This window comes from Streptomyces sp. SAS_272 (genome assembly GCF_052543235.1).
This window is the reverse complement of record NZ_JBMNDR010000015.1, coordinates 40,185-47,270: the sequence shown is the minus strand read 5'-3', so window position 1 is coordinate 47,270 and position 7,086 is coordinate 40,185. Positions and strand designations below refer to the sequence as shown.

Here is a 7,086-nt window from a genome sequence, read left to right as displayed (position 1 = left end):
ATCTGCCCCCCAGGCTAGAACCTGGGGGGCGCGGCATCCATTCCGGGCCTGATGAGGCCACCGGGAGCAGGTCAGCTCTCGGGGCGTTCCTCCGGGCTGGGCTCGGCCACCGGGCCGGCGTCGACCACGGTGGACTTCGCGGTCGAGATCGCCGGGGTGGCGCCGTTGGCACCGTTCGTCAGGGCGAGCTCCTTGGGGGAGAGCACCGGCGGACGGGTGGACGGCGTGCGGCGCGAGGAGCCGGTCCAGGCGGGCCGCGCCGGGCGCTTGACGATGGACGAGAAGATCTCGGCGATCTCCTCCTTGCCCAGCGTCTCCCGCTCCAGCAGCTGCAGCACCAGGTTGTCGAGGACGTCGCGGTTCTCGACCAGGATCTCCCAGGCCTCGTTGTGCGCGTTCTCGATGAGCTTCTTGACTTCCTCGTCCACCAGCGCGGCGACCTCTTCCGAGTAGTCACGCTGGTGAGCCATCTCACGGCCGAGGAACGGCTCGGTGTTGTCGCCGCCGAACTTGATGGCGCCCAGACGCTCGGTCATGCCGTACTGGGTGACCATCGCGCGGGCCGTGGTGGTGGCCTTCTCGATGTCGTTCGCCGCGCCCGTGGTCGGGTCGTGGAAGACGAGCTCCTCGGCCGCGCGGCCGCCCAGCATGTAGGCCAGCTGGTCCAGCATCTCGTTGCGCGTGGTGGAGTACTTGTCCTCCTCCGGCAGGACCATCGTGTAGCCCAGGGCACGGCCTCGCGAGAGGATCGTGATCTTGTGGACCGGGTCGGAGTTCGGAGAGGCCGCCGCGACCAGGGCGTGACCGCCCTCGTGGTACGCGGTGATCTTCTTCTCCTTGTCCGACATGATCCGGGTCCGCTTCTGCGGGCCCGCGACCACACGGTCGATCGCCTCGTCCAGCATGTGGTTGTCGATCAGCTTCTTGTCCGAGCGGGCCGTCAGCAGCGCGGCCTCGTTCAGCACGTTGGAGAGATCGGCACCGGTGAAGCCGGGGGTGCGGCGGGCGACGGCGGACAGGTCGACGTCGGGCGCGACCGGCTTGCCCTTCTGGTGAACCTTGAGGATCTCCAGACGGCCCTGCATGTCCGGGCGGTCGACCGCGATCTGGCGGTCGAACCGGCCGGGGCGCAGCAGCGCCGGGTCGAGGATGTCGGGGCGGTTCGTGGCGGCGATGAGGATCACGCCGCCCTTCACGTCGAAGCCGTCCATCTCGACGAGGAGCTGGTTCAGGGTCTGCTCGCGCTCGTCGTGTCCGCCGCCGAGGCCGGCGCCGCGGTGGCGGCCGACCGCGTCGATCTCGTCGACGAAGACGATCGCCGGGGCGTTCGCCTTGGCCTGCTCGAAGAGATCGCGGACCCGGGAGGCGCCGACGCCGACGAACATCTCGACGAAGTCGGAACCGGAGATCGAGTAGAACGGGACGCCCGCTTCGCCGGCGACGGCGCGCGCGAGGAGCGTCTTGCCGGTGCCGGGCGGGCCGTACAGGAGCACGCCCTTGGGAATCTTGGCGCCGACGGCCTGGAACTTCGCCGGTTCCTGGAGGAACTCCTTGATCTCGTGGAGTTCCTCGACGGCCTCGTCGGAGCCGGCGACGTCGGCGAACGTCGTCTTCGGGGTGTCCTTGGTGATGAGCTTGGCCTTGGACTTCCCGAAGTTCATGACCCGGGAGCCGCCGCCCTGCATCTGGTTCATCAGGAACAGGAAGACGACCACGATGAGGACGAAGGGGAGCAGGGACAGCAGGATCCCGACGAAGGCGTTCTGCTTCGTCGGAGAGACCGTGTAGCCGTCCGGGATCTGCTTGTCCTGGTACTTGGTCTGCAGCGTGTTGGCGATCGTCACGCCCTGATCGCCGATGTAGCTCGCCTGGATCTTCGAGCTGCCCTTGATCTTCACGCCGTCTTTGAGCGTGGCCTTGATGGTCTGCTCGTCACCGGTGGTGAGTTTGGCCGACTCGACCTTGTTGTCGTTGATCGCTGCAATGACCTGGCCGGTGTCCACCGTCTTGTAGCCGCCGGACGAGCCGACGACCTGCATCAACACGACCACGGCAAGGACGGCCAGCACGATCCACATGACCGGCCCACGGAAGTATCGCTTCACGTCCATCCATACGGAGCGGTGTCGCCCCGTCCCTCCTGCCATAGTGAGTTTGATAAGACAGTTCTTCTGACGGTACCCCAGCTTCGTCGCGCAAAGCCGCACGGGACGGCTGGCGCACCCGTCTGCATGCTCCAACGGCGTGACGCCCGCCGGGGTTCCCGATCTTCGTACGGGGCTTGGGCTTTTCGGGTTCAGCCGCCGTAGACGTGGGGCGCGAGCGTACCGACGAACGGGAGGTTCCGGTACTTCTCGGCGTAGTCGAGGCCGTAGCCGACCACGAACTCGTTCGGGATGTCGAAGCCGACCCACTCGACGTCGATGGCCACCTTGGCGGCCTCGGGCTTGCGCAACAGCGTGCACACCTTGAGCGAGGCGGGCTCGCGCGAGCCCAGGTTGGACAGCAGCCAGGACAGGGTCAGGCCGGAGTCGATGATGTCCTCGACGATGAGGACGTGCTTGCCCTTGATGTCGGTGTCGAGGTCCTTGAGGATCCGCACCACACCGGAGGACTGGGTGCCCGCGCCGTAGGACGACACAGCCATCCAGTCCATGGTGACGGGGGTGGACAGGGCCCGGGCGAGGTCGGCCATGACCATCACCGCGCCCTTGAGGACACCGACGATGAGCAGGTCCTTGCCCGCGTACTCCGCGTCGATCTTCGCGGCCAGTTCGACCAGCTTCGCGTCGATCTCTTCCTTGGTGATGAGCACCTCTTTGAGGTCGGTGCCCATGTCTTTCGCGTCCACCCGCATCACTTTCGGTTGTCCCACCGGCCGCCGGGACCGCCCACGACGACCACGTACGCGGTCCTGGCGGAGGGGCCGGATCAGCCTTGCCGAATCACCAGTCTGCCACCCTGGCGCTGGGCGACGACTTTGCCGGGGAGATTGATGACCCCTTGGCCGCGCCATCCGGTGATCAACCGGTCGACCTCTTCGATGTGCCGGGCGAAGAGGGAACCGGCCGGGGCGCCCGCCTGGATCGCGGCGCGGCGCAGGATGCGGCGGCGCACGGCGGGCGGCAGGGCGTACAGCTTGGCGCACTCCAGCAGACCGGCCGCGTCCCGTACGGAGGACTCGGCCTGGCCGGCCCAGGCGTCGAGCGCGTCGGCGTCGTCGCGGGAGAGTTGGGCCGTCCGGGCGAGCGCTTCGACGACGCCCTTGCCCAGGGCCTTCTCCAGGGCGGGCAGTCCTTCGTGGCGGAGCCGGGAGCGGGTGTAGGCCGGGTCGGCGTTGTGCGGGTCGTCCCAGACGGGCAGGGACTGGACCATGCAGGCCTTGCGGGCGGTCTGCCGGTCGAGTTGGAGGAAGGGGCGGCGATAGCGACGCGCGGCCCCCGGTCCGCCGGAGACGGCTGCCATGCCGGACAGGGAGCGGATGCCGGAGCCGCGGGCGAGGCCGAGCAGGACCGTCTCGGCCTGGTCGTCGCGGGTGTGGCCGAGCAGGACCGCGGCGGCGCCGTGGCGCTCGGCGGCCGCGTCGAGGGCGCTGTAGCGGGCGTCGCGGGCGGCTGCCTCGGGGCCGCCTTCGCGGCCGACGGTCACGGCGGTGGACTCGACGGGGTCGAGGCCGAGTTCGCGCAGGCGCAGGATGACCTCAGCGGCGCGCAGGTCGGAGCCGGGCTGCAGACCGTGGTCGACGGTGACGCCGCCGGCGCGGATGCCGAGCCGGGGGGCCTCGAAGGCGAGGGCGGAGGCGAGGGCCATGGAGTCGGCGCCGCCGGAGCATGCCACGAGCACGAGCGGCGACGGACGCTGGTCGTGCGCGCTCGCTTCGGGGGCGGTGTGGTCGTTGAGGACGTCGTGGAGTACGCGGCGGACCGCCAGGCGTATCGCCGCGACCGCAGGATGGGGACCCATTGTCCGGTTCCCTTCATGAAGTTTTCGGGGGCTGAGCCCGGGTTCGGTCACTCAGAGTGTGTAGATGGTGACAGAACCGGGGCGTTCCCCGAGCATTGCACGCCTACCCGGGGCCGACGGTCCCTCGGACGGGTGATTGAAGGGGCGTTCGCCTGCCGTCGGCCGGATCAGGTTCCTGCCCGTTTTCGCGGTTCACGACTCGGCCTTGCGGTGCACCCGCGCGACCCAGTCCGCCGGTTTGCCGATCTCGGCCTTGGTCGGAAGTGTGTTCGGGGAGGTCCATACGCGGTTGAAGCCGTCCATGCCGACCTGTTCCACGACGGCCCGCACGAAGCGTTCGCCGTCCCGGTACTGCTTGAGCTTGGCGTCGAGGCCGAGGAGCTTGCGCAGGGCGATGTCGAGCCGGGAGGCGCCCTTGGCGCGGCGCTGCTGGAACTTCTCGCGGATCTCGGCGACCGTCGGGACGACTTCGGGGCCGACGCCGTCCATGACGAAGTCGGCGTGGCCCTCGAGGAGGGACATCACGGCGGTGAGGCGGGCGAGGATCTCGCGCTGGGCGGGCGTCTGCACGAGTTCGACCAGGGAGCGGCCCCCGTCGTCCTCCTCGCCCTCGGGACGGCCGCCCGCGAGGGACTGGGCGGCTTCCCGGACCCGCTCGAGGAACGTCGACGGGTCGACGTCGGTCTCCCCCAGGAACGACTGGATCTCGCCCTCGAGATGGTCGCGCAGCCAGGGGACGGCGGAGAACTGCGTGCGGTGCGTCTCCTCGTGCAGGCACACCCAGAGGCGGAAGTCGTGGGGGTCGACGTCGAGTTCGCGTTCGACGTGGACGATGTTCGGCGCGACGAGCAGGAGACGGCCGCCGCCGCTCGCGCCGGCGGGGAGTTCGCGGGTGGCCGGGGCGAAGGTCTCGTACTGGCCGAGGACGCGGGAGGACAGGAAGGAGAGGAGCATGCCGAGTTCGACGCCGGTGACCTTGCCGCCGACGGCTCCGAGGACCGCGCCTCCGGGGCTGTTGCCGCGGCGTTCCTGCATCTTGTCCAGGAGGGGTTTGAGGATCTCCCGGAAGCCGGCGACGTTGGCCCGCACCCAGCCGGGGCGGTCGACGACGAGGATGGGGGTGTCGTGGATCTCCTCGATGGCCATCCGGGTGAAGCCCCGGACGTGCGCCTCCGAGGCCTTGGCGTGCCGGCGCAGTTCCGCGACGACGGCCCGTGCCTCGTCGCGGCTGACTTCGGGACCCGGCCGCACGAGCCGGGTCGCGGTCGCCACCGCCAGATTCCAGTCGACCATCCCCGCAGATGCAGCACCACCGATGCTCGTCATGCGTCAACCGTACGTGAGCGCCGCCGCCGGGGGCAGGCCGCGAGAGGCCGGTCAGGGAGATGTCAGGGTCGGCGCCGGGGGTGCCTCAGGGGTGGGGGCCACGGCCGTCGTCAGCGGCAGCCGCAGCCCGCGAGCGCCGTGGCCGCCCTGTCCAGCGCCGCCTGCGCCGCCCCCGGGTCGGTCGTGCCGGCGGCCAGGAAGGCGAAGGCGAGGAGCCGTCCGTCCCTGTCGACGACCGTGCCGGCGAGGGCGTTGACGCCGGTCAGGGTGCCGGTCTTGGCGCGGACGACGCCGGCCGCGCCGTCCGAGTAACGGTCGGCGAGAGTGCCGGTGAAGCCGGCGACGGGCAGGCCGGTGAGGACGGGGCGCAGGTCGGGGCGGGCCGGGTCGCCGGCCTTCACCAGGAGGGCGGTCAGCAGGTTCGCGGTGATCCGGTCCTGTCGGTCGAGTCCGCTGCCGTCCATGATGCGGACGCCGGCCGTCGGCAGCCCGAGCTTCTTCAACTGGGCCCGGACCGCGGCGCCGCCGCCCGCGAAGTCGGCGCGGACGCCGGTCGCGAGGGCGGTGTGGCGGGCGAGGGCCTCGGCGATGTCGTTGTCGCTGTTGGTCAGCATCCGCTCGACCAGGACCGACAGCGGCGGCGAGGAGACCGAGGCGAGGCTCTTCGCGCGCGTGGTGGCCTTGGAGGGGCCGGGGGGCGTGGCGGTGATGCCGTCGGCCTTCAGGAACGCGGCGAACGTGCGGGTCGCGTCGGCCGCGGGGTCGGGCACCCGCGTGACCGGACCGCTGGTGGAGTCGTCGGGGCGGCCCTCGTCGGCGGAAAGGGCGGTGACGCGGGCGAGGTTGCCGTTGGGCCCGATGGGGTGAACTTCGCTGCCCGCGTACAGGGTCGTGTCGTACGACAGGGTGACGTGGGTGAGGCCGCGCTTCTTCAGGGCGGCGGCGGAGGACGCGGCCAGGGTGCGCAGGCCTGCCCAGCCCGCGCCGTCGTCGTCGCGGGCCGTGAGGGTGGGGTCGCCGCCGCCGACGAGGACGAGCTCCCGGGTGTCGGGTTCGAGCACGGTGCGGGTGGTGAGGCGGTGCTCGCCGCCCATCGCGGAGAGCGCGGCGACCGCGGTGGCGATCTTCGTGGTGGAGGCCGGCGTCAGGCCCGTCCCGGCGCCGGCGCCGTACAGGCGCCTGCCGGTGGCGACGTCGACGACCGCGGCGGCGTGCCGGGCGCCGAGGACCGGGTCGGCCAGGAGCGGGGTCAGCACGCCCGCGACGCCGGCGCCCGTCGGCAGGGCGTTCGGGGCGGACTTGACGACGTCGGCGCCCCCGCCGCCGAGGCCGACCAGGACGGAGGCGGCGCTGGGGGCGGGGCGGGGCGCTCCGGCCGCGGTGTCGGACGTACGGGACGAATCCGCCGTGCGCCCGTGATCTCCGCCACCCGTCCGTGCGAGGGCGGTCGCCCGGTCCCGCTCGGCCGTACGCTGACCGGTGGAGTCCCAGGGACCGGCGACGGTCACCACACCGGCGGCCAGCGCCAGCCCGACGGTCGCCGCGCCCGCGCCGTACTGCCAGGAACGGGCGTTCGGACCGGTCCCGGCGAGCCGCGCGAGTTGCGGCTTCGCGACCCGCGCGAGCCGTGCGACCCGCGGTCTCGCGGTCGCCGCCACGCGCGCGAGACGAGGCCGTACGATCCCTGCGGCCCGTGCCAGACGCGGTCGTACGGCGTCCGTGACCCGCACCACGTGCGGTCTCGCGGCCCGCCAAGGCCTCAGCTCTGGCACGAACACCAGCCCCTTTCGCGATCAC

Annotated in this window: 5 protein-coding genes; all 5 read right to left on the bottom strand. The window is 71.3% G+C overall.

Annotated elements, in window-relative coordinates; all coding sequences use genetic code 11:
- Positions 1-71: 71 nt before the first annotated feature.
- Positions 72-2,111 (bottom strand): ATP-dependent zinc metalloprotease FtsH, encoded by a 2,040-nt coding sequence (ftsH, locus tag ACN6LD_RS12315; protein ID WP_319188521.1) that lies wholly within the window; start codon positions 2,109-2,111, stop codon positions 72-74.
- Between the two features lie 185 nt (positions 2,112-2,296).
- Positions 2,297-2,857 (bottom strand): hypoxanthine phosphoribosyltransferase, encoded by a 561-nt coding sequence (hpt, locus tag ACN6LD_RS12310; protein ID WP_093780137.1) that lies wholly within the window; start codon positions 2,855-2,857, stop codon positions 2,297-2,299.
- A 74-nt stretch (positions 2,858-2,931) separates the two neighbouring features.
- The gene (gene tilS, locus ACN6LD_RS12305; protein ID WP_319188523.1) at positions 2,932-3,963 is read right to left on the bottom strand and encodes a tRNA lysidine(34) synthetase TilS; all 1,032 of its coding nucleotides are present in this window, start codon (positions 3,961-3,963) and stop codon (positions 2,932-2,934) included.
- Between the two features lie 192 nt (positions 3,964-4,155).
- The gene (locus ACN6LD_RS12300; protein ID WP_319188525.1) at positions 4,156-5,289 is read right to left on the bottom strand and encodes a zinc-dependent metalloprotease; all 1,134 of its coding nucleotides are present in this window, start codon (positions 5,287-5,289) and stop codon (positions 4,156-4,158) included.
- A 110-nt stretch (positions 5,290-5,399) separates the two neighbouring features.
- The gene (gene dacB / locus ACN6LD_RS12295) at positions 5,400-7,067 is read right to left on the bottom strand and encodes a D-alanyl-D-alanine carboxypeptidase/D-alanyl-D-alanine endopeptidase (protein ID WP_445043157.1); all 1,668 of its coding nucleotides are present in this window, start codon (positions 7,065-7,067) and stop codon (positions 5,400-5,402) included.
- Positions 7,068-7,086: the final 19 nt, after the last annotated feature.

Excerpts from the sequence above, each read along its gene's own strand:
- ftsH (WP_319188521.1), bottom strand. The coding sequence starts at position 2,111 with ATGGACGTGAAGCGATACTTCCGTGGGCCGGTCATGTGGATCGTGCTG.
- hpt (WP_093780137.1), bottom strand. The coding sequence starts at position 2,857 with ATGCGGGTGGACGCGAAAGACATGGGCACCGACCTCAAAGAGGTGCTC.
- tilS (WP_319188523.1), bottom strand. The coding sequence starts at position 3,963 with ATGGGTCCCCATCCTGCGGTCGCGGCGATACGCCTGGCGGTCCGCCGC.
- ACN6LD_RS12300 (WP_319188525.1), bottom strand. The coding sequence starts at position 5,289 with ATGACGAGCATCGGTGGTGCTGCATCTGCGGGGATGGTCGACTGGAAT.